Consider the following 22116-nt stretch of genomic DNA (forward strand, 5'->3'; position numbering starts at 1 on the left):
ATGTCAAGCGGTCGTTTTTTACCCAAAAATGATAAAAATATTCATTTTTTATATAAACACGGCTGTAAAAGCAGCAATTTATCGAGCATTTTTTCGTTTTGATTCTTTTCTTGCCCTCTTAAAGGCCGACAATCAATGTATTCACAATATCCACCTTCTCCTTGAAGACATTGATCATTCCAACTTAATTGATAACGAAAACTTCCTATGTATCCAGCAGCTAACCCAAATTTGTAATCACCACGACTTTCACCATAGAGTTCAAAAATAACTTTTCCATTTTTTTTACATTGCCAAGAAAACTCTCGTGGTAAATACATTTCTCGCCCATGCGGTGTTTCAACTTTTGGATAAACCCGGTGGATGTGGAAATTAACATCTTCGGTAAACGTGACGGGCTGCTTTCCTAGTTCTTGAATATCTAAACGTGAAAATAGAATGATATTCCACTGATTTCTTATTTGAGAAAGTGTAACTTGAGTTGTTTCATTCAAATTAATAATTTGGCAGGTATAAAAACATAAAGATAAAAAAGGTAAATGTAAGGCCCGAGCATGTTTAAAACGGCCTAATCCATTGACCTCATATTTCTGTCCTTTATATAAAATCTCACCTTCACAGTGGCACAAAATAGACCAATAGTCAGATATTCCCCACTGCAATGCTGATGAATTCGAAATATCGGAAGGAGTTTGGACGATTAAATCACAACTCATTTCAGAATCGATTCGTCTAAGCTGAACTCTTGGGATTTGCCACTCAATAAGATCAGTTTTATCGAATTGATACCGACTAGGATTAAGCTGACATTGGCGTCGAATGGAATAAGTTTTTAAGTGCCCTACACTATGTAAGCTATTGCTAACCAGTACGGTTGCTGTATCAACTGCAGAAGTCACAATACCATTTGCATTATAGCAAAGAGGGATTCTAGGCTGACCGATTAGACTAATGTAATTAAAGTAACGAAGTGGTGCAGGCAGGTTAGGAAGAATTAAACCTTGATAGACAACTTTAAAAAAACCTCTAGCGGGCTGATAGACAACTCCCCCATTTGAGTTGAGGCTCAGTTGCTGTAATTGATTTTTTTCACTTATCAACTTAGGCATACCGAACCTCATCTAATTTTATGTTTTGATGGTCTCGTTATTTTTTTTAGCTAAAAGTGTGGTAACAAAACCTGATAGAGCATAGATGATTGATACAATCAAAATACCCATTGGAATATTATAAGTGATTGCTGCAAAAATCAGTACTACTGGCAACATAACTACAAAAGGAACACGCTTACGATCCATTTGCTTAAATGAATAATATTTAATATTAGAAATCATAAGTAGTCCTACAACCACCATGATGACCGCGTTAATGGTTTGAATAGCAATATCGCGTAAATCAAAAATGAATGGATAATCACGAGCTACCCATACGAGTGAAATAATGATAATCGCGGCGAGTGGGCTAGCAATACCAATAAAATAGCGCTTATCAACCACTCCGATCTGAACATTAAATCGGGCTAAACGGAACGCGGCACAAGCGGTATAAACAAAACAGCATGCCAAACCGATACGGCCTAAGTCATGTAGACTCCAGCTATACATTAGCATTGCTGGTGCTACACCAAATGCCAACAAATCTGATAAAGAGTCATATTGCTCACCAAAAGCACTTTGGGCACCAATAGCTCTGGCAACGCGTCCATCTAACCCATCAAATAATGCTGCAAGAAAAATGGCATAAATCGCTTGAGCAAATTCGCCATTCATACTTGCAATAATGGAATAGAAACCAGACAACAAAGCGGCTGTCGTGATTAAGTTAGGCCAAAGGTAAATACCTCTGCGCTTCACTTTTTGTCCTTCCGGATTATCTTCTTCTTCAACCACTTCGAACGTAATCCCATCAAAAGAATGTTCATTATGTGTTAAATCTTGCTCTGGTTTAGGCGCATTTGTCATTATTTTCTATTCCAAACATGTGCATTGATTTAGATTAATTATTACTCACCCACTAACCAGCGTACAGCGGCATGACCACCTGTTTCTTGCATACGTAAGTGAGAGAATAACCATTGTAGGGCTTGATCTGCTTGTTCGGAGAACTGCCAAGGTGGGTTAATTACTAATAATCCACAACCATTCAAACCTACAGGTGTGTCATCTGGCCAAACACAAATTTCACAGATTAATTGACGGCGAATTCCAGTTTTAAACATTTTCTTTTCAAAACGTTCAATCATTGCGCGATCTTTAATTGGATACCAAACCGCGAAGACACCTGTTGGCCATTTTTTATAAGCGCTTTGTAAAAGTTCAACCAATTGCGGGAAATCCTTACGCTCTAATTCGTAAGGCGGATCAATCATCACTAAACCGCGCTTTTCCTTTGGTGGAATTACGGCAAGCAAGCCTTCATATGCATCACGCTCATGCAAACCTGCACGTTTATCATGAATGTTATGGCGTAATTGTTGAAATACATCACGCTGCATTTCAAATATTGTAGCCTTATCAATTTCACGCATACCTTGTAAAGCAAACCACGGAGAGCCCGGATAACTTCCCTTACCTTCTTGAGCTCGTAATTCTTCTACAAGTTTTAGGTATTGCTGGATGGCTTCAGGAGCTTGGCGCTTTTCCATGTCAGAAAGCTGTACAAGACGATGAATACCTGTTAGGAATTCTCCTGACTTTTGTGCAGGTGCCTGAGATAGATCATATTTTCCTGCACCTCCATGCGTATCGATATAACGATAAGGTTTATCTTTAGCATTTAAACGGTTGAGAAGCTGTAGCAAAAGCACATGCTTCATAACATCTGCAAAGTTGCCCGCATGGAAATGGTGACGGTAATTCATGTTGACTTTAATTCCTCAATTCAACGATTAGTTTAACATGAAAAAAATATTCTTTCGTAAGGTTGTGATCATCTAAAATAAGGCTGCTTGATTTTCTTACGATCGATATGAGGTTATATGCACTCTCAACCGCTTCCTGACTGCTGGAATCTGGACCAGATTTTAGATGACTTAAATGCTCATGGTTTCGCAATTGTGAACCAAGCTTATTCTGCTGAATATCATACTCAAGTTGCCAAAGAGTGTAGCCATCACTTTGATGAGTTTCGAGAAGCGGGTATTCAAAATGGTGTGGTGAGTACGATCCGAAGCGATCATATTTTATGGATTAACGAATCTCTTCCTGTGGCTGAGCAGCATGTAGAAACATTAACTTCATTTTGCCAACATCTAAATCAAGCTTTCTTTTTAGGGATTAAAGAAGTAGAAGCACATTTTGCCTGTTATAACCCAGGTGAATTCTACGCATTACATCGAGATAATCCTCAGCAAAAAAATGATCGTATTATGTCTACCGTCTATTATTTACACCCTCAATGGCAAGATGACTGGGGTGGCCAATTACGCTTACAAGATAAAAATAATATTTGGCACATTATTACACCAGAGCCTAATCGCTTAGTTATATTCCAGAGCAATTTGCTTCATGAGGTTTTAGTTTCTAAACAGCAGCGCCTCTCTATTACTGCTTGGCTTCGTAGCGGAAACTCAATTTGGGTTTAAAAGAAAGCTCTTTAAATTTCTTAAACGGACCCGATATAAAAGATATTGATTAAAAAGGCGAAGGCGTATGTCTATTGAAACAAAAGCGATTGTGTCCAGAATTGGTGAAACGGACCAACTCTATTTAACTGAGAATACGCCCGAGCTTGCTTTGGAGCGTGCAGAATTACGTATGCAGCTCGTTACGTTAAGCCGTGTTCGCCAAGAACAAATTCACTTCTTGCAAGAAGCCATTGTTTTGCTGGAACAAGCTCGTATGGAATATGAAGAAATGCCAATGAGTTTGTATTTAAACCTATCGCTGCATTTAGCTAAAGCTTATATGCTTTATTTTGAGTTAAATAAGGAAAAACGCTTTGCGCTGATTGCTCAGCAAATTTTGAAACCTCTAGCTCATCATCAACATGGCGATATATATTTCTTCTTGGCTTATGCGTCAGCAGCACAGCAAGAGTCTGCACTAACTCGTCATTGGCTCACAAAATATTTATCAACTGCCCAATGTGATCTTGAGTTGCTTCATGAACATCATATATTCAATCCGGTACGTCATGAACCATGGTATAAAAATTTAATTAAGTTAAGAACTCACTAACTTATTAATGAAAAAGGCCTGTTAACTATAACAGGCCTTTTTCATTTGTTATTTTTTTACACTATCTTCATGTAATTGCTCATTCAGCTCATCAATAACTACAATCCACTCATCATCTTTTTCCCAATGACTTTTTAAAAAATCACTTTGGCCTTGGGACCAGAAAGAGGCCTCATGTAACTTCTGTTCAGCCGGCAATTGATGCGTTCTGATAAAATTTTCAATACTTGCTTCATCAGAATCTAAACCCAATTGCTCAAATAAAAGTTGTAATGTCGGTTGTTGTTCAAACATTGTTATTCTCCCATGGCTTCTTTTCAATAATCTAACAACAATAGATGTGAGTTGCATATCTATGCCTATATTTTCTTGTTGTTTTTTGTGTGTTCTTATTAAATTTCACATATAAAAAAAGCACCCTACAAGAGAGTGCTTTCCAACTCATCAAACTGATGAATTATTTTACCATGTCAGCAATTGCTGCACGTTCTTCTTCAAGCTCGTTTAGAGTGAAGTTGATACGCTCACGGCTGAATTCATCGATTTCTAAACCTTGAACGATTTTGTATTCACCGTTTTCAGTTGTTACAGGGAAACCGAACATAACGCCTTCTGGAATACCATAAGAACCGTCAGAAGGAACACCCATAGTTACCCACTTGCCGTTTGTACCAAGTGCCCAATCACGCATATGGTCGATTGCAGCGTTAGCAGCAGAAGCAGCAGAAGACAAACCACGTGCTTCGATAATCGCAGCACCACGTTTACCAACAGTTGGAAGGAATACGTCTTTGTTCCAAGCTGGATCGTTGATCTTGTCTTTTAAGCTTTCACCATTTGCAGTTGCAAAACGGTAGTCAGCATACATCGTTGGAGAGTGGTTACCCCAAACTGTTAATTTTTCGATGTCAGCTACAGCAACACCAGCTTTTTGAGCAACTTGAGTCAACGCACGGTTGTGGTCAAGACGCAACATTGCTGTGAAGTTTTTCGCTGGAAGATCTGGAGCAGATTTCATCGCGATGTAAGCATTCGTATTTGCAGGGTTACCTACAACTAATACTTTAACGTCACGGCTAGCAACTTCGTTTAATGCTTGACCTTGGCCAATGAAGATTTCGCCGTTAACTTTTAACAAGTCAGCACGTTCCATACCAGGACCACGTGGACGAGAACCTACCAATAACGCATAGTCAGCATCTTTAAATGCAACTTTAGGATCATCAGTCCCGATCATGCCAGCCAATAAAGGGAAAGCACAGTCATCAAGTTCCATCATTACGCCTTTAAGCGCTTGTTGTGCTTTTTCAACTGGAACTTCAAGCAATTGTAAAATAACAGGTTGATCTTTACCTAGCATTTCACCGCTTGCGATACGGAATAATAAGCTGTAACCAATTTGACCTGCAGCGCCAGTCACGGCAACACGAACGGGTTGCTTCATGTAATTGTCTCCAATGAGTGTCCTTAATCGGGTTAAGTAGCGATTCTACTTAACCAAATCATCATAAACGGCAAAGATTGTACTCTAAAGAAGTGGCAGATGCATGTAAAAGCGACTCATTTTCACCAAAAGTCTGATAGAAAATACAAATTAACCTTTACAAATAGATTCAATGTATGGTCAGCATTTTTTTATGAAATGGTTATTGCTCTTAATAACTGCCTTTAATGGTAATTTCGCTTGGGCAATTAGAGACAACGTGATTTGAGCATTGCTTATATTGACCATTTACCGTGTAACAAACTTTAACTTCTGTTAGTACGACATCAGAGCGTGATAGCTGACAAGTGAAGCGAATACCATTTTGAGGTAAGCTCGGATTAAGCTTGGTAAATTGTTGACGTAATGTAGATTGTTGCATTTCCACATTAGTAGAGCTGGTTAGATTAGCAGGTATTTTTAAACGTTCAGCAAAGTTAATAATCGTACGGAAATATTGACTTGCATTCATAGGCACACAGCCACCCACACTTCTCCAGAGTTGCACACGAGCATTATTGTCTGGCATCACCCGAGCGACCACCTTAGCTTGCAGTGGTGACAGTGTAGCTGAGCTTTGTGTTGAACAGTCAGTTCTAGTGGTTTCAGGCATTAAACCAGTAATCGTAAGCGAATATCCTTCAAGACATTTACGCTGCTTTTGTTTAGAAGGATCTAGCGCACAAACAGCAGGCGTCATCTGTACATGCATAACATAACCTTGCACGTTAACAGGTTCCGCATGTAAAACAGAACTCAACAAACCAACGCTTGCACAGATGATCCACCATGCAAGTTGCGATATTGATTGAAGTCCTAGGTCTCTATATTTCATTTAATTAAAACTTGGTTATGCCAATTAAAAGAATGTTCCATCATTCATCATCTAAAACTAAGGTGATGATCGCGTTGGAATGACTTTCATACGTTGTATTAATGATTGAGCACCTTGACCTAATATCACTCCATAATGCGTCGCATTCGTCATGACATGCTTGACATAATCTCTGGTCTCAAGCAATGGAATGGTTTCTGTATATTGATCAGCCTCAATCGGTTGGTAATCAGGTTGCCAACGTCTTGCCCGATTCGGCCCAGCATTATAACCTGCCGTTGCTAAAACAGGGTTATTACTTAATTGCCCTTGAATCATCGATAAATAAAATGTCCCATAACGAATATTGGTGTTCATTTCACTTAACGCTGCCGGATTATATGTTTCTCCCATCTGGCGAGCAATCAACTTTGCCGTATCCGGCATAATTTGCATAAGTCCACCAGCACCTACATGAGAGCGTGCCGAGGTAACAAATCGGCTTTCTTGACGCATTAAACCATAAGCCCAAGCAGGATCAATTCCAGCATTGTAACTATGGCTTACGACATTGGTCTTATGCGGGGTCACATAACGATACGTATCATTATGTTTATTCGTTGTACGATCTGCCGCATAAATCGCGCGGTCATACCATCCCATATCATGAGCACGTTTTGCCGCCGCTAATAGTAATCCATCATCATGCTGAAGATATGCTTGACGAACAGCCCAGTTCCACTCTCGGTTAGTATAGGTTGGGTTGGCATTAATCCGTCTTAAAGTAAATGCACGATTAAAGTGAATATTTTGATCTAGACGGCGTAAATCACTTGCAATTGGCTCATCATTATACGGCTGATGATTATATCGTACGCCTAAACGGTCTTTTGCAAGAAGGTTGTGATAATCATCCCCACTTTCAGCTAATTTTTTATAAATACGTTGTGCCGTGTTTTTAGAATTACTATCGCCACGTTGCTCTGTCGCACGCGCTAACCAATATTGCCAGCGATCTTCTTGTTTTTGTGAAACTGACATACTATCAATTGCACGAATTAAACTTTCCCATGCACTAAAACGAATAGCTTGTCGTGCATAAATTTCAGCTTCTTCAGGACTTAACGGATAGCCATAACTTGCGTCAAAATATTGAAGGACTTCACGGTTAAAGTTGTTTTTCATTACCGTAGTTCCACCAATATAGGCTACGGTTCGATAGAGATACTTTTGCACGCTCTCTGGAGTGCCTTGCGCTACTCGCTGTACATTTGCAAAAGCATTTCCTAAATCATTATTTGCTAAACGGCCTAGTGCAAAAATTAAATAGGCGTAATCTACGTCATTGGTTTTTGGTGCTGACCACAAGTAATTCAGTGGATTCGCCTGAATCTGATTGAGCTGAGCCAAAGACAAATTCAAACCCAAAGTCTGTGCTGTAGCAAGCGCCTGTCCAGATAAACCTGCACGTAACTGTACCCACAGGCGCTGCTGCTTGTCTTGTGTACTCATTAATGGACTAGACAGCATCATACGGCCAAGTCCAATACATGATTCTGGTTGCGATTCAGTGGCTAACCATACATCTTTATATTCAGCAAAAACTAAGGCATCACCACTTTTAGCTCTCACCTGCGCTAAAGCACAATTTTCGGCTTGGTCAGGATTCGAAACATAAGGCAAGATTGGTTGTGCAGATGCAAAGTCAGCTTGTTTAACTTTTTCTTCGACATAATCCGCGGCCAGCTTTTCTGCCATAGCAGACTGTGGATAGCGCTGTGCGAAGCTTACAATTGATGTCGGAGATTGAAAGCCTAAATTCGTGTTTAATTTCCAATATTCAGGATAGTAGCCCAACACATCATTTTGCATTGCAAGCTGATATTGATCTAACAATGCAGTATTACCACTATTGGCGGCATTTAGTGCATCGTTAAATTGTTCTTCTGCGGCATAAGATAATGAACAACCAAGTAAACACACAGCTCCTAACCAGCTACGATGTGCATATTTATTTTTCATCACACGACTCTTGTTTGATGAGCTCTTTTTACCTGGTCTCATAAATGCGTTAAATCCTGACTATCCACCTTTAGGCATAGTTTAATTATTCTTCATGCTTTCTTTTGTTGTGTTATGTAACTATCTGATTCAACATCATTAAAATTCATGTCATTTGTCTCCATAAATCATGTGTAGCTTATGGGAGTTTATTGTTATCTGTTCTGCTCAAAATACTGCTATAATGATTGGTTTGACCCGTTTTGGGTCATTTTATTATTTAACTAGATCGATCTGTTAGGAGCCTGCATGACGGTTCAAACCTTCATTCCCAATGGTGCCAAAGCTGCCTCAGAAAACACTGTTACCCAGCCAACGCACACCACTGATGTTTCAATAAAGAAACTATATATTGAAACTCAAGGGTGTCAGATGAATGAGTATGACAGTCACCGTATGGCAGACCTTTTGGGGGATTCTCATGGTTATGTGTTAACGAATAACCCTAATGAAGCAGACATTCTGCTCATGAATACTTGCTCTATTCGTGAAAAAGCACAAGAGAAAGTATTTAGTGAATTAGGTCGTTGGCGCAAATTAAAAGAACAAAATCCTGATCTTGTTATTGGCGTGGGTGGATGTGTTGCTTCTCAAGAAGGTGACAATATTCAAAAACGTGCACCTTATGTCGACATGATTTTTGGTCCACAAACCTTACACCGTTTACCGCAAATGCTTGATCAACATCACGCACAAGTGGAAAAGCCGAAAAAAGAAAAAATTAAGCTCGTTGATATTTCATTCCCTGATATTGAAAAATTCGACTTCTTACCTGAACCACGCGTAGAAGGTTTTAAAGCATTCGTTTCTATTATGGAAGGTTGCTCTAAATACTGCTCTTTCTGTGTTGTTCCATACACTCGTGGTGAAGAAGTTTCACGTCCACTTGATGATGTTCTTGCAGAAATCGCAGGCCTTGCTGAAAAAGGTGTCCGTGAAATCAGCTTGCTTGGTCAAAATGTGAACGGATATCGTGGCGAAACATTCGAAGGTGGCATTTGTACCTTCCCTGAATTGTTACGACTCGTTGCAGAAATTCCAGGTATTGGCCGTTTACGTTATACAACTTCACATCCACTTGAGTTCTCTGATGAACTTATTCAGTGTTATGAAGATTTACCTCAAATGGTTTCACACTTACATTTGCCAGTACAAAGTGGATCTAACGATGTACTCAAAGCAATGAAGCGAAATCACACGATTGATGTATACATCGATAAGATTGCCAAGTTACGCAAAATACGCCCTGATATGCATTTATCGAGCGATTTTATCATTGGTTTCCCTGGTGAAACGGATGAAAATTTTGCAGAGACATTGCAATTTATCAAAGACTTAGACTTTGATCATTCTTATAGCTTTGTTTACTCAAAACGCCCAGGTACACCAGCCTCTGACTTACCAGATACAACCCCTGAACACGTTAAAAAAGAACGTTTAGCACAAGTTCAACAAGTCATTAAGCAATCTAGTATTGAAAAAACTGACGCAATGCTTGGCAAAATTGAACGTGTACTTATTGAAAAAGTATCTGATCAAGACCCTAATATTTTAGTAGGTACAGCAGACAATACACGTTTAGTGACTTTTGTAGGCGATGCATCGTGGGTTGGTCGTTTTGCAGAGATTGAGATTACTGAAATTAAAACTTTAAATTTAGTTTACGGTGAACTCTTGAATCTTGAGCCTGACGTGGCGTAATGTAGAGGTATTCTAAAGTCTACTGAAAGGTTTTCTCTTGACTGCAGCGATTCGACGTACCGTAACATTTCCTGAAATTTCAATGGAACGTTTAAAGAGCATCTTGGGTGCCTATAATGGGCACCTTAAGCAAATTGAACAGCGTTTAGATGTCAAAATTACTCATCGTGGAGATGTTTTTTACATAGATGGTGAGATAGATGCTGTTGGGAGAGCCGAAGCGTTATTGCAACGACTCTACGAAGAAACAGAGGCGTCCCAACAAATCAGTGCTGACCTGTTACACCTCTTGATTCAATCTTCGCAAACTGAACGAAACTTTGAACTAGTTGGCGAAGAAATGGATGAGCATGATGCGCCCATGGATGTCTATTTCCAGACTCGAAAAGGTCGCATTAATCCACGTGGTGCCAATCAAAAACGCTATGTACAACGTATTTTACAAAGCGATATTTCTTTTGGTGTAGGCCCTGCTGGTACAGGTAAAACTTATTTAGCAGTTGCTGCCGCAGTGGACATGTTAGAACGTAATGAAATCCAGCGCATTTTACTTGTCCGCCCTGCGGTAGAGGCAGGAGAAAAGCTCGGTTTCTTACCTGGTGATTTAACCCAGAAAATCGACCCATATCTACGTCCTCTTTACGATGCCCTCTACGAAATGCTGGGCTTCGAAAAAGTCGCCAAGTTAATCGAACGTCAAGTGATTGAAGTTGCACCACTTGCTTATATGCGTGGTCGTACTCTTAACCATTCATTTGTGATTTTGGATGAAGCTCAAAACACTACACCAGAACAAATGAAAATGTTCTTGACCCGTTTAGGTTTTGGCTCTCGTGCAGTAATTACAGGTGACATTACCCAAGTAGATTTACCTCGAGGCCAACAATCTGGTTTGGCTCACGCCCTTCGCGTACTTGAGAACATTAAAGAAATTCATATTACCCGTTTCCATTCCCGCGATGTAGTACGCCATCAACTTGTTCAAAAAATTGTTGAAGCTTATGAGGGTTGGGATGGTGAACAACAGCGTCTTAATGCTGAAGCACGTGCCGAACGTAAAGCACGCCAAGAAGCATTAATTGCTGAAAACGATACAGCAGCAGACTTGCAACATCAGGATGCTTAAGGATTCATTTTGAAAATCAGTTTAAGTTTACAACAAGACTTTCAATCTCCTGAGTTAGAGCTCAAACGGGCTCAACTCAAAAAAATTATTGAGACAACTTTACGCCACGTTGGCTATAAAGAAGATTGCGAAATTGGTATCGCATGTGTTGATTTGGAAGAAAGCCATCAACTTAACTTGCAATATCGAGAGAAAGATAAACCAACTAACGTTCTGTCTTTTCCAAGTGATATTCCTGAAGAAGTTTTACCAATGCTCGACGCATTACCGTTGGGTGATTTAGTAATTTGTATTCCAGTGGTATTACAAGAGGCTTTGGAACAAAAGAAAACCGCACAAAATCATTTTGCGCATCTTTTAGTTCATGGGGTTCTACATTTACTTGGTTATGACCATGAAACAAGTGATGAGGATGCTGAAGAAATGGAAGGTTTAGAGATCGAAATCTTAGCTAAACTCAATATTGCCAACCCATATCAGGAATAATCAAATTCCCTCATACGATTAAGAACGCAGTCAGCTTCTTAATACATTTTAAAAATGTGGATATCCTAAAAGTTATCCACATTTTTTCATTAATGAACTTCAAATTCAGCTTCAGCTGGATCAAAACGCCATGTACGAATAATACGAAGTTCCGAAATATCTTTCATATTTGCATCAAAACGGCCAAACGGCGCTCCACGCCGTACCGATGCCTTTGCTGCTTCATCTAGAACTGGATGGCCTGAGCTTTCAAGCAAACGAATTGCACGAATTCCCCCTTGAGCATTCAAAATTACCATAAGGCGAACTTCACCTTTTAACTGTTGCTGTTTCGCTTCTTCTGGATAATAACGGTTGCCATAAAGCTCTACTTTTTCACGAAATTTATCTAGATAAGCTGCCGACGCATCTTTTTTGGCTTGAATACCATCTACTGTTTTTATTTTTTGTTGGCGACTAAAATCTTGCTGACGTTGTAAATACTGAGCTTCAAGGCTCGCTACCATGGCAGCTTTTGCCTGAAACTGACTTTGTAATTGTTCAAGTGCTTTTTTTCTTTGGCTCTCCTCTGCTTGTTTCTGCCAACTCAATACAGTCATGAGTACTTTTTCTTCAAATTTAAGTTCTCTTTGTTGCTGCACTTTTTCTAAAGTTTCTAGCTGAGCTTCTCCTGTTGAAGCATCACTTGGCATAGGCGCTGGAGAGTTACTCGACATCCGATGAGCTTCCCGAAAAGCCCCTGAACCTTGTTGATCGGCTTGAGCTAAAAAGTCTGCATGCTTGATTACATCTTCAGTAGGACGAATCGATATTGCAATTTCTTTAGTCGATTGTTCTGACGGCGCAGGCATCGCAAAATGGATGAGCAACACAAAAATATGCAGTAAGATTGCTAATATTATTGCAGCGATAAAGACTCGGTCTTGCCACCAATAATAAAAAGGCTCTATGGATAGACTTCTTTTTTTCAACATAATCTTAAAAGCATATAGATGCCTTTTCCCCACGGTATTACCGAATAAAACATAAACTGATATTCAAATATGGATAAAAGTGTGATTCACTTCAAATATTGATATTTATCCATTTTCATTTTGTCAAAATGTATCAATTAAATTTGTTACACTGCAATATCAAAACCTGTTTTTTATCATAATAAAGATTGTGTTGATTCTTTAGTAAATCATCTTCTGGAAGTTCTTTTATGCAAACGCTATTTTCCTCATTAGTCAAACGTCTTCATAAAGTCTACCGAAAAGCTGAAGCCTTCATTGAGGAAGAAAGAGATTTTACATTATCGCAAACTTTTCTAAATGCGACCTTAGAACGCTACGTGACTAATAATGTCGAGTTTTTAGATGATCTACATGCAGATCTTTATCATGACTGGTTAAGACTCTATGCCACAATGCATGTTAAAGGTTTAGAGACCACTTTGTCGGTCGACTTAAAACTTATCCAGATGGAATTTAATAAAGAACAACAACTTATTGTTTTTGAGCAAATTAGTAACACGCAAATTGTAGAAGCTAAATATAAAAATTTCTGGCAAAAAATTGCTGTAAAAGCGGCTATTTTTTACTATCACAAAATTCTAAAAAAAGATCCATTAGGCATGATTCTAGAGCGATTTGATGTAGCCCAAGAAAAAGATGACCTGATCTTCTTAGACCTTAACCGTTGGTTTGCTAAAAAGGCCAGTATTATTGAAACTTTAGGCAAGGTTCATATCAACTATGCACGAGTACGTGAAGCAGAATTAGTTGTTTTTGGTAATGTTAATCTGGCTGCTTTACTTTTCCGTGATCAAGATGATGACTCTGAGGATGAACTTGAAGACACTGAAATTACGCCAATACAGCAAAAAGATGTATAACAACGGTATGAACTAAAGAAATTCACTGTTAAAAAACACAAAGAGATTACATATTTAGCATAAATCCTGATTTTTTCTCCATGATCAACAGGCATAATATGCAAAAGTCATAGATGCATCAGCACTGACCTATCAGTCTGTACAAGGATATTTACTTATGGCAACAAAATTTCTGAAATCATTCAGCATCGCAACTGGTATTTCGACAACTTTGCTTATTGCAAGTTTCTCTAGCCATGCACTTGCCATGAGCCCATTTCAGGCAAATTATCAGTTTACCTACAATAATAAAGGTATGGGTTCAGCGACACGTGCATTGAGTCAACAAGGCAATAATTGGACTTATCAATTCACAGCAAAAGCAGGTGGAATCGCTTCTGCAAGTGAAACAAGTAAATTTAGTTTTGCAAACGGTAAAATTGGTTCACAAAGCTTTAGTCGTACCAGTAAAATTTTGATTCATAACAACACAATGAGTATTAATTTTAATCCTGGGAATAAGACTATTAGCACGAAAAAAGACGATAAAGCGCGCTCATTCGCTTGGCAGGCAGGTGTACTTGATGAGCTAAATGCAGAATTACAGATTCGTGAAGATTTAAAAAATGGTTCACTTAAATCGTCTTACCCACTAGCCGATGCAAAAGAAGTTGAAAATCGTCGTTTTGTTAAACAAGGCAACGAGAAAATTAAAACCTCTTATGGCACATTCGATACCGTAAAAGTTGTTTTACAACATAAGAAACCTGAGCGCAGCACAATTTTCTGGCTAGCACCGAAATTAGACTACCTTCCAGTCAAGGTAAGTCATATTGATGGCAAAACATCTTATGGTTTGTTATTAACAAGTTATACAGGTAAAACGAATTAAAGCTTGCATTTTTTCGGATGCTTTTTAAAATACGCATTTGCTTTAAAAAGCATCCGTCTAGAGGATTCTCCCGTGCACGCACTAGAACAGAAAATCTTAACAGAAGGTATCGTTCTATCTGATCAAGTGTTGAAAGTCGACGCTTTCTTAAATCACCAAATTGACCCTGTACTCATGCAGCAGATTGGTAAAGAATTTGCCGCTCGCTTTAAAGATGCAGGGATTACCAAGATTATTACCATTGAAGCTTCAGGTATTGCGCCAGCAATCATGGCAGGTTTAGAACTTGGTGTACCTGTGATTTTTGCTCGCAAATATCAATCGCTTACTTTAAAAGACGATTTATACCGCGCTAAAGTGTTTAGTTTCACTAAACAGACAGAAAGTACCATTGCCATTTCAAATAAGCACATCAACTCAAGCGACAAAGCCTTAGTAATTGATGACTTCTTAGCAAATGGTCAAGCTGCGCTTGGTTTGATTGACTTAATTCATCAAGCAAATGCAGAAGTTGTAGGTGTGGGTATTGTGATTGAAAAATCATTCCAACCAGGCCGTGATTTATTACTTGAAAAAGGTTACCGCGTTGAGTCACTAGCGCGCGTTCAATCACTTGCTGATGGCACAGTAACTTTTGTAAAAGAATAAAATAGTTTAAAAAAAAAGAGCGGAAACCCGCTCTTTTTTATTGCCATAAATTTAAGAATGAAGTTTTTTTACGATTTCGCCTAAGCGCTTCCCTTGTGCTTCACATAAAATTTTTTCATCTTGGCTTAAACTTTGGTCATGTCTTGGACCACTCACGTGGCTTGCGCCATAGGGAGTCCCACCTGTTTTAGTATTCGACAAAGCTGGAATAGAGTTTGGTAATCCTAAAATCATCATACCGTGATGAAATAATGGAGGTAACATCGTTAATAACGTACTTTCTTGCCCACCATGCATTGAACCAGAAGAAGTAAAAATGCATGCTGGCTTATTATGTAAAGCACCATTTAACCAAAGGCTTGTAGTCTGATCCCAAAAATATTTCATTTCGCTTGCCATATTACCAAAGCGAGTTGGAGACCCTAGCGCTAAGCCTGCACAATTGGCCAGTTCCTCTAAAGTACAATAAATATCACCTTCTTCAGGAATGCTTGGCTCAGCTTCTGTTATCACTGTTGCAATATTAGGTACTGTGCGAATTTTTACATTCATACCTGCCGATTCAACACCATTCGCAATAAGGTGCGCCATTTCTTTAGTTGAACCATATTTACTGTAATAAAGCACAAGAATGTAAGGTTGCATCGGTTTCACGAATTTTGTTAAAAAGAACACTATACGGTATTTTTTGTTTTTTTGGCGTAGCCAATTTTATGAAATTCTAGAGGTGATTGATTTTTAAGGGCACAGTAACAAATATCGGTAAAAGCTTTTTACTACCTTTTGTTACGATGATACATACAGAACTTTCAGAATACTTTTTTATTCTTTAGGTTAAAGTTTACCCACATCAACGATAGTGTTCTCAACCGAATACACTGGTGAATATCAATCACCCACATCATGATTAAAAAAATCGGGATAGATGACGCATGTTAGAACGTTTTTTGAAGAAGCTTCCTTTTTATAACAAGACCTGGTTTCAATTTATTTTATTCGTAATTAAGCGTTTTGAAGCGGATCGTTGCCGTGAACAAGCCGGCTCCCTCACCTATACGACTCTTTTTGCCGTTGTACCTATGTTAACGGTATTTTTAGTTATTATTTCTTCAATTAAGGCATTGGAACCTGCCAGACAACAGTTACAGCACTTAATCTACAGTAATTTTTTACCTAAAAGTACGATTGCTTTTGATAAAGCTCTTAATGCTTTTACCGAAAAGTCCAGTAATTTAACTGTAATTGGTGTGCTATTCCTCTTTGTCACAACAGTTTTAATGCTTACTTCAATTGAAACCGTTTTTAACCGAATATGGCGAGTAAAAGAAACCCGTAGCGGTATTGTAGGCTTTATGCGTTACTGGACCATTATTTCGCTTGGTCCAATTATTTTAGGCAGTGCATTTGTTATTTCATCAACTGTTGCTTCCATGAATTTATTGAGCAATAACTTCACAGGTTATCAACTTGATGGCGCATTTTTACTCTGGCTTATTTCTTTTGTTCTCACAATTTTAGGTTTTTTTATTTTATATTGGACTATTCCCAACCGCACAGTTCCCCTATATGCAGCAGCAATTGCTGCATGCTTAAGTGCTGCATTATTTGAGACACTCAAAAATTTATTTAGCTTTGTTATGTCAAATTTCACCAGTTATGAAATCATATATGGTGCGTTTGCAGCAGTACCTATTTTCCTATTATGGGTCTTCTTATCTTGGAATATTGTATTGCTTGGTGTCGAGGTGAGTTTTGCTCTTACCGCTTTTCATTCAGGCAAAGAGCAAAAAAGACATCCGGTTTTAATGCTGCTCGATATCTTGGAATTGTTCTATAAAAAGCAAAAACTTGGTGAAAGCGTAAGTGATAAAGAAGCATTAGAAATTTTAGGTCGTGGTGAAGTTGGCCGTTGGCCTGCTTATGTTCTCTTACTAGAAGAGCAAAATCTGGTTAAACGTACCGATAAAGATGAATATGTTTTGGTCCGCAATTTATCTCAAGTCGACTTTTGGAGCTTCTTCACTGCACTGCCTTATCCATTACCTTTACGTCAGGATGTATCAAATGTGCATGATGATGACGAATGGATGGAAAAAATTGGCCCAGCTTTAGTAGAGTCTAATGATTATTTAGCTGCAAAGCTCTCTATTCCACTTTCAACAATTTTTGAAGAGAAATAATACTCAACTAAAGTCAGGGCTTAGCTGCTGTTAGCTTTGCCCTGCTTTAGGCTCATGATGACAATTCCTGACAACACTAAAATACTTCCAAAAATAAATTTAATTTCTAGTTTTTCCTCTAATAATAAAATACTAAATAACACACCAAATAACGGGGTTAAAAAAGAAAATATCCCTAATTGTGATGCAAGATAATTCCTTAATAACCAAAACCATAATAGTAAACTTGCAAAAGATACGATTAAAGTTTGAAAGCTTAAGCTTAAGATCGTTAAAGTGGTGAAATGAATTGTTGTTTGATTTGTTAAAAAAGCAATTAATAAGAGTAGAACAAAACAACCAAACAGTTGATAAAACAATGTTTGAGTTGCCGGTGCTTGAGCTAAAGGAGATAAACGAACAATAATTGTACTGAGTGCCCATGCAAGCCCAGCCATAAGTGCATATAAATCGCCTAACAAAACTTGTGCTAGAGCTGGCGCATTTGTAGCTGTGGTTGTTGGGTAAAATGTAAGAATGATCCCCATAAAAGCCAGAGCAATGCCACCCCATTGCGCTCGATTCAGACGTTCAGTAGGAAATTTCCAATGAAGCCCTAATGCAACAAAAATTGGAGCGGTATACAGTAAAACTACTGTATGAGAGGTAGAGGTAAACTTTAAGGCTTGGGTGACGAAATAAAATTCTAATGAAAAAAATAAAGCAATAAGAGCGCCAGCTTTGCATTGTCTATAAGAAAATAGATGAATCGAATGATCTCGCCACAATAAAGGTAAAACCAAAATAGCAGATAAGCCGGAACGTAAAGCGATTTGCATAATCGGCGAAATATCTGGTGCTGCTATTTTCAGAACTACCTGTTGCAGCCCTAGGACCATACATAAAAGCACCATTAAAGCCGAAGCTCTGGTATCCAGATTTTTGCGCTCTTCCATTTAGCACCTTTATTTATAGCGAAAAATCTGACTATAGAACTGTCTTATTTAGATGATATAGTGAAAAACAGACAAGACATAAGTAATTTCAGGCAATTTTCAAAGATGAAAAAATCAGCTCAACGTGTGCAGGATTTTCAGGAAATTCCGGCTCATAACGCAATTCCTGATTTGCTTTGGTTCCGTGTTCGTAATGCACCCGCAGAAACAGTTTATCCTCAACATGCGCATGCATGGGGTGAGTTTATTTATGCGTTTAGTGGTGTACTCGAAGTTAATATTGATCAAATTAATTATTTAACCCCGCCACCTTATGGTATTTGGCTTCCTCCTTATACCAAACACAGTGGTATTAACCGCAACGAAGTGACTCATGCAACTTTATATGTTCATGAAAGTCTGTGCCAAAAGTTACCGCAGAAAGCTGGTATCTTATTAACGTCCCCACTTGTACCTGCTTTACTCGATCACTTGAGGCAAAACCCACACGATGAAACCCAAGTCGAATATATACGCCTACTCCAAGTTTTATTAGATCAACTGATGCAGGCTGAATTAGTGGGTAGTTATTTACCTACAACAGATCATCCAGCTTTAGCAAAAATTCTAAATGATTTACATCAATGCCCTGCCGATAACAGCACCTTGCAAGAATTAGCTGAACGAATAAATATGACTGAAAGAACATTGGCACGTTACAGTCAAAAAGAGCTGGGAATGTCTTTACATGAATGGAGGCAACGATTAAAAGTAATGAAAGCAATGACTATGCTTAATCAAGGAAAAACCATAGAAAGTATCGCTTTTGATTTGGGCTATGCCAGCGCATCGGCATTTATTTATATGTTTAAACGTTGGATGGGTTTTACCCCAGACCAGTTCCGAAAGCTCTATCAATAAATTAATTTTGAGTATAATAAAAAACCCTATTATCCGTTTAATAATAGGGTTTAAAGTTTAATAACTTAAATAAAATTATGCTTTAACAAAAGTTTCCCAAACAAAATCTTGAGTAGCCCCTTTCAAAGTCATTTTTAGCTGATCGCCAGCATTTAATGGCCCTACACCTGCGGGTGTACCCGTCATAATGACATCGCCTGGCTCAAGTGAGAACACCTGATTAATATCTACTAAAAGATAAGCAATATTAAACATGAGCAAAGCAGTATTACCATCTTGACGTAATTCATCATTAATATGGAAAGTAAATCTAGTCTCTTCCCAGTTCGTGATTTCACTCACATCTACCCAGTCCGCAAGCACACACGAGCCATCAAAAGCCTTTGCTCTTTCCCAAGGTTGGCCTTTATCTTTTAACTCATTTTGCAAGTCACGTAATGTTAAATCCAATCCTAAAGTCACTGCACCAATGGCTTGCAATACTTTTTGCGGATCAGTTTCTCCTTTTAGTGGCTGATCAATGCGTAAAACAAATTCGCATTCGAAATGACAACTACCCCACGCAGGATTCCATGAAATACCTTCATCTAAACCAATCAAACTACTTGGTGGTTTGATAAATAACACCGGACGTCCTGGCATTGCATTGTTCAGTTCTTTTACATGATCAGCATAACTTCTGCCCACACAAACGATTTTTGAAGGACGTGTTTTCATGAAGCTTCCTTTATTGTTGCGACTAATAATTCCAATAACTTATTTCTTAAATGTATTTTCAAATATAGTTTGATCTGAAGCCTGAGCAAATGCACGTTTCGGTACAATGATGACCGTTTTATTTTTAAGCTCAAGCATATAAGTCAGCTTGCCTTTAGCAAAAGTCTGCACTTCACTATACTGTACAGCTTGTTTACGCCCAGCAGCATAGAGCTCAAAATAATCTTGATATAAATCGATTCCTTGCTCGCTCTTACCAAATTGATAACGTACAAATTGACGTTTAAACATCATAGGTAAAAGCCAGTAGCGCATTAGACCTTGCATAACTAAGAAGAAAACGCCTAAAGCAACATAGTAACGGCCAACACCTGAAAAGCCTAAATATAAGCCCCAAATAATAATTGCAATACTAATAACAGGTGTCAAAAACCGTGTGAATTGCTTCTTTCCGAATGTCACCAAGCCAAATCCGTCTTGAGACTCTTCTAAATTTAAATAATAACGTAAAGATAAAGCGCTTTTTTGCTCGGTCATCACAATGTATCAATATTGAATAAATCGAAACTATTAGAGCATATTCATCTACGCTTTAAAATGAATCAAAAGTGATTTTTTATTTTTGCTTTAACTGTAAAGCTTTTATTAGTACAAGCTACTTATGCGTTTCATATATAGAACGTAGATTCATATTTATAAGGCTTATTTCATATTTTTAAATTTATAGAATGCTTCTATTGTCTCTTTTCGTGGAATTCGTCATGTCTTTCTTTGCAAAACTATTTGGCTTCAAACAAAAAACAACAGCTCAAGAAGATGTGGCTTTGAAAGCTGCTCAAGAGCTAGAGCCTTCAAATGAAACCTCTTTTATAGAACTCATTAAAAACCGCCGCTCTATTTATGCAATTGGCAATAACTTAAGCCAATCAAATGATGAGATTGAAAAGTTAATTCAAGAAGCAATAAGACACAGCCCTTCAGCTTTTAACTCTCAATCATCTCGCGCTGTGATCTTATTTGGACAATCACATCATAAATTCTGGAATACAGTTCTAGAAGTTTTAAAAACCATTATCCCAGCTGAAGCGGTATCTGGAACAGAACAAAAAATTCAAAGCTTTGCAGCAGGCGCAGGTACAGTTCTGTTTTATGAAGACCAGAGCATTATTAAAAGCTTACAAGAGCAATTTGAACTTTATGCTGATAATTTTCCGATCTGGTCAGAACATTCAACAGCAATTGCTCAATTTGCAGTTTGGAATGTATTAGCTGAACAAAATATTGGTGCTTCATTGCAACACTACAATCCAATTATTGATGAGAAAATTAATACCTCATTTAATATCCCAGCAGAATGGAAACTAAGAGCTCAGCTAGTTTTTGGTTCTATTGAAGGCGCAGCAGGCGAAAAAGCTTTTATTGATGATGAAAGCCGCTTCAAAACATTCGGCTAATAAATAGCTTCGAATTTAGATTTTTTTAAAGCTGGTTATCACAAGTACCAGCTTTCTTTATTAAAAAAATATAAAAAATAGGCACAAAAAAACCGCTATATCTAGCGGTTAATTCTTCAAGTGGTGCGCTCAGAGAGATTCGAACTCCCGACCCCTTAGTTCGTAGCCAAGTGCTCTATCCAGCTGAGCTATGAGCGCGTACTTGATGGAGGGCATTATACGCAGTTTTTTCATTTTAGAAAGACATTTTTCATCTTTTTGTCATCAAGCGTCTAGTTCTTAGCCATAATGAATTATTTAAGTAGATTAGCTTCAAAAAAGTCGAGATGATTGCCTATAAAATGTATTTGAAATATTTTTTTTCAATTAAAGTTCTCTATTTCTCGTATCTAATTTGGGCATTTTGGCCAAATTGGCAGAAACAAAAGTCTAGTTTTTTAGTCAGGATTATATAAATAAAATATTTCTACTTATGCAAAAGTCTTTTTATAAATAAAATTAGTTAGCTTTAATATTCATAAAAAATAATAAAAAAATAAAGAAAAAATGTATTCATCTATAAAGAATATATTATAAAAAAAATTATTATTTTTATGTCTAAATCTAAAGAATAACTAATTGTCAAAATATTATAAGTATCAATTTATTTGAGTAGAAATATGCATTGACACTTTTTGAGATCTACA

22 protein-coding genes, 1 tRNA gene and 1 pseudogene are annotated in these 22116 nt (G+C 37.9%); 11 read left to right on the forward strand and 13 right to left on the reverse strand.

Going from position 1 to position 22116, the window contains the following annotated elements:
• From RFX69_RS09120 to RFX69_RS09130, 3 genes and pseudogenes are all read right to left on the reverse strand, one after another.
• A pseudogene (locus tag RFX69_RS09120) lies at nucleotides 1-1109 on the reverse strand (DUF6670 family protein); the annotation flags it as partial.
• 18 nt (nucleotides 1110-1127) lie between these two features.
• On the reverse strand, nucleotides 1128-1961 hold the full coding sequence (gene pssA / locus RFX69_RS09125) for a CDP-diacylglycerol--serine O-phosphatidyltransferase (RefSeq protein ID WP_000180205.1): 834 nt from the start codon (nucleotides 1959-1961) through the stop codon (nucleotides 1128-1130).
• A 41-nt stretch (nucleotides 1962-2002) separates the two neighbouring features.
• The gene (locus RFX69_RS09130) at nucleotides 2003-2860 is read right to left on the reverse strand and encodes a 23S rRNA (adenine(2030)-N(6))-methyltransferase RlmJ (protein ID WP_289333072.1); all 858 of its coding nucleotides are present in this window, start codon (nucleotides 2858-2860) and stop codon (nucleotides 2003-2005) included.
• 117 nt (nucleotides 2861-2977) lie between these two features.
• Here RFX69_RS09130 and RFX69_RS09135 point away from each other — a divergent pair, with 117 nt between their 5' ends.
• Nucleotides 2978-3583, forward strand: coding sequence for a 2OG-Fe(II) oxygenase (locus RFX69_RS09135; RefSeq protein ID WP_000556106.1), 606 nt, complete (start codon nucleotides 2978-2980; stop codon nucleotides 3581-3583).
• A 67-nt stretch (nucleotides 3584-3650) separates the two neighbouring features.
• The gene (locus tag RFX69_RS09140; RefSeq protein WP_289333073.1) at nucleotides 3651-4178 is read left to right on the forward strand and encodes a hypothetical protein; all 528 of its coding nucleotides are present in this window, start codon (nucleotides 3651-3653) and stop codon (nucleotides 4176-4178) included.
• Between the two features lie 48 nt (nucleotides 4179-4226).
• On the opposite strand, the gene RFX69_RS09145 is transcribed toward RFX69_RS09140, so the two are convergent.
• From RFX69_RS09145 to RFX69_RS09160, 4 genes are all read right to left on the reverse strand, one after another.
• Nucleotides 4227-4472, reverse strand: a complete 246-nt coding sequence (locus RFX69_RS09145) for a DUF2789 domain-containing protein (protein ID WP_000462898.1) — start codon at nucleotides 4470-4472, stop codon at nucleotides 4227-4229.
• A gap of 163 nt (nucleotides 4473-4635) precedes the next feature.
• Entirely contained in the window at nucleotides 4636-5622 is a 987-nt protein-coding gene (locus RFX69_RS09150; protein WP_000813006.1) for a malate dehydrogenase, read from the reverse strand.
• Nucleotides 5623-5833: 211 nt separating this feature from the next.
• Entirely contained in the window at nucleotides 5834-6496 is a 663-nt protein-coding gene (locus RFX69_RS09155; RefSeq protein ID WP_000877281.1) for a hypothetical protein, read from the reverse strand.
• A 57-nt stretch (nucleotides 6497-6553) separates the two neighbouring features.
• Nucleotides 6554-8497, reverse strand: coding sequence for a lytic transglycosylase domain-containing protein (locus tag RFX69_RS09160; RefSeq protein ID WP_289333074.1), 1944 nt, complete (start codon nucleotides 8495-8497; stop codon nucleotides 6554-6556).
• Nucleotides 8498-8785: 288 nt separating this feature from the next.
• Here RFX69_RS09160 and miaB point away from each other — a divergent pair, with 288 nt between their 5' ends.
• The 3 genes from miaB to ybeY are packed head-to-tail and all read left to right on the forward strand — an operon-like array spanning nucleotide 8786 to nucleotide 11849.
• Nucleotides 8786-10237: a tRNA (N6-isopentenyl adenosine(37)-C2)-methylthiotransferase MiaB gene (gene miaB, locus RFX69_RS09165; RefSeq protein ID WP_000218141.1), complete on the forward strand. Its 1452-nt coding sequence runs from the start codon at nucleotides 8786-8788 to the stop codon at nucleotides 10235-10237.
• Nucleotides 10238-10274: 37 nt separating this feature from the next.
• Nucleotides 10275-11363, forward strand: a complete 1089-nt coding sequence (locus RFX69_RS09170) for a PhoH family protein (RefSeq protein ID WP_000122983.1) — start codon at nucleotides 10275-10277, stop codon at nucleotides 11361-11363.
• Between the two features lie 9 nt (nucleotides 11364-11372).
• The gene (gene ybeY / locus RFX69_RS09175; protein WP_000703571.1) at nucleotides 11373-11849 is read left to right on the forward strand and encodes an rRNA maturation RNase YbeY; all 477 of its coding nucleotides are present in this window, start codon (nucleotides 11373-11375) and stop codon (nucleotides 11847-11849) included.
• 89 nt (nucleotides 11850-11938) lie between these two features.
• On the opposite strand, the gene RFX69_RS09180 is transcribed toward ybeY, so the two are convergent.
• Nucleotides 11939-12823, reverse strand: a complete 885-nt coding sequence (locus RFX69_RS09180; RefSeq protein WP_000914774.1) for an energy transducer TonB — start codon at nucleotides 12821-12823, stop codon at nucleotides 11939-11941.
• A gap of 230 nt (nucleotides 12824-13053) precedes the next feature.
• Here RFX69_RS09180 and RFX69_RS09185 point away from each other — a divergent pair, with 230 nt between their 5' ends.
• From RFX69_RS09185 to RFX69_RS09195, 3 genes are all read left to right on the forward strand, one after another.
• The gene (locus RFX69_RS09185; RefSeq protein WP_001193957.1) at nucleotides 13054-13725 is read left to right on the forward strand and encodes a hypothetical protein; all 672 of its coding nucleotides are present in this window, start codon (nucleotides 13054-13056) and stop codon (nucleotides 13723-13725) included.
• Between the two features lie 157 nt (nucleotides 13726-13882).
• Nucleotides 13883-14596, forward strand: coding sequence for a DUF3108 domain-containing protein (locus RFX69_RS09190; RefSeq protein WP_000201548.1), 714 nt, complete (start codon nucleotides 13883-13885; stop codon nucleotides 14594-14596).
• Between the two features lie 72 nt (nucleotides 14597-14668).
• The gene (locus tag RFX69_RS09195; protein WP_000543071.1) at nucleotides 14669-15244 is read left to right on the forward strand and encodes a xanthine phosphoribosyltransferase; all 576 of its coding nucleotides are present in this window, start codon (nucleotides 14669-14671) and stop codon (nucleotides 15242-15244) included.
• Between the two features lie 51 nt (nucleotides 15245-15295).
• On the opposite strand, the gene wrbA is transcribed toward RFX69_RS09195, so the two are convergent.
• Nucleotides 15296-15889: an NAD(P)H:quinone oxidoreductase gene (wrbA, locus tag RFX69_RS09200; protein WP_271056423.1), complete on the reverse strand. Its 594-nt coding sequence runs from the start codon at nucleotides 15887-15889 to the stop codon at nucleotides 15296-15298.
• 287 nt (nucleotides 15890-16176) lie between these two features.
• Between wrbA and RFX69_RS09205 the strand changes: the two genes are divergently transcribed.
• A complete protein-coding gene (locus RFX69_RS09205; RefSeq protein ID WP_000893466.1) occupies nucleotides 16177-17424 on the forward strand; it encodes a YihY family inner membrane protein in 1248 nt (415 codons plus the stop codon).
• A 20-nt stretch (nucleotides 17425-17444) separates the two neighbouring features.
• Here RFX69_RS09205 and RFX69_RS09210 read toward each other — a convergent pair whose 3' ends face one another.
• Entirely contained in the window at nucleotides 17445-18359 is a 915-nt protein-coding gene (locus RFX69_RS09210) for a DMT family transporter (RefSeq protein ID WP_284625862.1), read from the reverse strand.
• A gap of 105 nt (nucleotides 18360-18464) precedes the next feature.
• Between RFX69_RS09210 and RFX69_RS09215 the strand changes: the two genes are divergently transcribed.
• Nucleotides 18465-19259 carry an AraC family transcriptional regulator gene (locus tag RFX69_RS09215; RefSeq protein WP_000747859.1) on the forward strand — a complete coding sequence of 265 codons (795 nt, stop codon included), beginning with the start codon at nucleotides 18465-18467 and terminating at the stop codon, nucleotides 19257-19259.
• A gap of 75 nt (nucleotides 19260-19334) precedes the next feature.
• Here the strand turns inward: RFX69_RS09215 and RFX69_RS09220 are convergent, their stop codons facing one another.
• A complete protein-coding gene (locus tag RFX69_RS09220; protein WP_000857685.1) occupies nucleotides 19335-19976 on the reverse strand; it encodes a fumarylacetoacetate hydrolase family protein in 642 nt (213 codons plus the stop codon).
• Between the two features lie 39 nt (nucleotides 19977-20015).
• The gene (locus RFX69_RS09225; RefSeq protein ID WP_000139385.1) at nucleotides 20016-20513 is read right to left on the reverse strand and encodes a YcxB family protein; all 498 of its coding nucleotides are present in this window, start codon (nucleotides 20511-20513) and stop codon (nucleotides 20016-20018) included.
• A gap of 224 nt (nucleotides 20514-20737) precedes the next feature.
• Between RFX69_RS09225 and RFX69_RS09230 the strand changes: the two genes are divergently transcribed.
• A complete protein-coding gene (locus RFX69_RS09230; protein WP_000007411.1) occupies nucleotides 20738-21430 on the forward strand; it encodes a nitroreductase family protein in 693 nt (230 codons plus the stop codon).
• Between the two features lie 121 nt (nucleotides 21431-21551).
• Here RFX69_RS09230 and RFX69_RS09235 read toward each other — a convergent pair.
• Nucleotides 21552-21628, reverse strand: a tRNA-Arg gene (locus RFX69_RS09235).
• Between the last annotated feature and the right edge of the window lie 488 nt (nucleotides 21629-22116).

The organism is Acinetobacter sp. 148 (genome assembly GCF_031196675.1).
Taxonomy (GTDB): domain Bacteria; phylum Pseudomonadota; class Gammaproteobacteria; order Pseudomonadales; family Moraxellaceae; genus Acinetobacter; species Acinetobacter baumannii.